The following is a 3,034-nucleotide window of genomic DNA, read 5'->3' on the forward strand; positions in this document are numbered from 1 at the left end:
ATCCAGGGCGAGGGCGCGTACGACTACGGCGATACGGCGCCGGAAGAGGAGCCGTGCGAAAAGTCCCCAATCTCATCGGCGAGAATTGGCGGCGCGGCTCTTGGATTCGGATAGGCGCGGGGAGTGGGCATGAGTCTCACTTTCCCTTAGCCGCACCCGGTTACCGGCTTGAGAAACGCGCTCCGGAAGCCTGGGCCGCGCAAGCGACGTCGTGAAGGTCGTCGTAGTCCGCGGCGGAGCAAGAATGGAATTCACCGCGACGCTGCGGTCGAGGTAGATAAGCTGCGGCGGCTCAACCGGAGCCGGACGCGGGCGGGATGAAACCGCCCGCGCCTTGTACAGAAGCCAACCTAAATGGCTAATACAAATAAACCAGGGTAATTGGTCTGACATACGAAATAAAGTCAGGATTTTCCGCCTGCCAGAACTCAACCGCATACTCAACGGTAGTTTCGGCAGGTAAATTGGCCGTAATTGTTGCCATCGATTCCCAACGGTTGTAAACAGAAAGCCTTTCCGAAACAATGAACTGCTCAACTCGTGGATCGGTAAGCGGAACTCGGAAGGCGACAAAAATGCACCCATCCACAATTTCGTAAGTTTGACCGGTGATAGGATGGGTAAACTCTCGAATCGGCCTAGGCCCATCATCGGGCGGAATGGGGCCGATTGCATCAACAACTTTAAACCCAGTTCCGCCAGGCCAATCGCTGGAAACAAATGTTTCTAGCTTAACAGCCTCTGCTAGTTGCTCATCAAGGGGATAAAACAGCATTCCTGGCGACTGCCAAGCCAATTCAGCAAAGGGAATTTCGGCATGGAGTACCCAGTCAGAATCGCCATTGTTGGAATCAGCGATATATATTCTGTACCCCTCAATTCGATTCTGGTAATTCAGTGCAATCGGCGTAATGTCGGACATTCCAATCTCGGCGCTTTCGTCAACGTCAATGAGTCGCAGCGACAACTGCTCATCACCGACTGCGTCAAGTGGGAAGCGACCGTAATTCAGCGCGATAGGCGTAATATCCGAAATGCCGACTTCACCGTTCAGGTCGCAATCGCCGGGATTTGCATAATCCCATTCTAGCACCTGTAAATCGGGATTGTAACGCAAATTGAGTTTGAATCGGTCGACCATACTCTCGCCGGGATCTAGAATGCCGAGAACCCTCTTTTCGAGCAAATCACTGAAATGCGCATGCATGGAGGCTAGAAGCGCTCTTTCATCTTGGTTCTTCGCATAAGTATTGCCTACCAGCAAAACCGAACAAGAAATCGACGTTAACCAAATCAAGAGCGCAAGCAAAAGAGCTATTAGGAATCTGAACATTGTTTTTCCCCTTATTGCGAGAGTGCAGCGTAAGCGTCAAGTCGACCGAGCCGCCCGTAAAGAGGATCGTTTGAGTTTAGATCTGCGGCAGTATTGATTATCCTCTCACGAATATGCTGCGGCCACAACAGCCTATCCTTGGAACTCAGTAGCGCGGCGACTGCAGTAACATGCGGGGCCGCCAGCGAAGTTCCATTAAGATAGACTACGTAATCCAAAAGGCCGAATGAATAGCCCAGCCAATCGCCATGACTGTTTTGACCAACCATATCTGCGACATAAATGTGGCTACCTGGAGCGGCTATATCGACAAATTGGCAGTAATTACTATCCTCCAATCTATTACCACTTGAGTTGTGCGCCGCGACTGAAAGTGCATTCATGCAGGATGCGGGCCAATTAACTGAATTGGTTGTACTCCCATCGTTACCCGCTGAGGCGACAAAAACGATGTAGTACGCGATGTAGTTAACCAACCCATCTTCCCGATTATCGTATTCGCTATCAGAAAAGCTGGCATTTATCACTTCTATGTTGCAGTTCGGTATCTGTATCTGATCGGGAAATGGATTGTCTATCGGCAAGCCCTTCATCAGTGCCACAGCATAATACGCATTGAAGATTGTATCATCCGCAAATGCGTACTCATCAATACTTTCGATGTATTCCATTGTAATTGCAACTGGCAGCACCTGGTTGTAGTAGGCTATGCCGCACAATCCAAGAGGATTCATTTGCCCGGTACCATCATTGTTAATTCCTGCAACTGCAGCACTTGCAACACAGGTTCCATGACCAGTATAAATGGCGTAACCGGCGGAAAAGTCAAGAAGCCAAGGATACGGCTCCCCTCGCCCTAACGTGAAGTCAATATCCCTTGAGCTGTAGTTTGCATTAACTCCATTGCTGGTTAGTCGAAATCCAATGTCCGGATGGTCGCGTTGAACACCTGAATCCAAAACCGCTATAACTTCGCACGGCGACCCCAAAAACTCGATTCCAGACCGCCATGCCTGTTGAATGTTAATGTCATAGCAGGCTGATTCCCTTAAATTCCAGCCAAACCAAAAATCGTTTGGATTTTCCGCTGGCCATGAATCTAATCTCGCAAAGGACACCGGATTCACATATTCCACAATCCCCGAGTACTCCACGGGCCAATTCGCAACCGCATCCTCGACGGTTTGACCCGGAGGCAGGTTTGCCGCAATCAACTTAATCGCCTTCCACTCGTTGTAAACATCCAGGTTTTCAGCGACGATGAACGCATGGATCTGCGGATCGTTAATTAGCTCCGGCCACTGAATATTGTATACCGGATCAAGCCGCGACCTTGGCACATCAAAATAGTTGGCGTCGACCAATGGCAATTGCGGTGGATTCAAAAAGGCAACAAGTACTGCATTATTAACAATTGGATAAGTTTTGCCATTCCTGGGGTCCGTAAACATTCGCGTTTGCCTGGGTGCAATTCCTCCAACGCCTCCTAGCAGGCCTTCCCCACCACCCCCTTCCGGCTCGTCGCCTTCCAGACCAGGATCCACCGCGGGCGCTCGGTTAGTAATGCCGTCCGCCGGGGATTCGCCCTGCGTGCCGGTAAGCGCCGCCTCCGGTGCCGCCGCGGCGTTCATCCTCTTATCGCTCCCCGTGCATGCTGTGAACAGCATCACAAGCGCGAGCGACAAACGCAACATTTGGAGG

Annotated in this window: 2 protein-coding genes; both read right to left on the reverse strand. The window is 51.0% G+C overall.

What is annotated here, in order from left to right; genetic code table 11:
- Window positions 1–358: 358 nt before the first annotated feature.
- Window positions 359–1,333, reverse strand: coding sequence for a hypothetical protein (locus tag HRF49_04000; protein MEP0813814.1), 975 nt, complete (start codon window positions 1,331–1,333; stop codon window positions 359–361).
- Window positions 1,334–1,344: 11 nt separating this feature from the next.
- Window positions 1,345–2,964, reverse strand: a complete 1,620-nt coding sequence (locus tag HRF49_04005) for a S8 family serine peptidase (GenBank protein ID MEP0813815.1) — start codon at window positions 2,962–2,964, stop codon at window positions 1,345–1,347.
- Window positions 2,965–3,034 lie beyond the last annotated feature (70 nt).

This window comes from bacterium (assembly GCA_039961635.1).
In the GTDB taxonomy this organism is placed as follows: domain Bacteria; phylum 4484-113; class 4484-113; order JAGGVC01; family JAGGVC01; genus JABRWB01.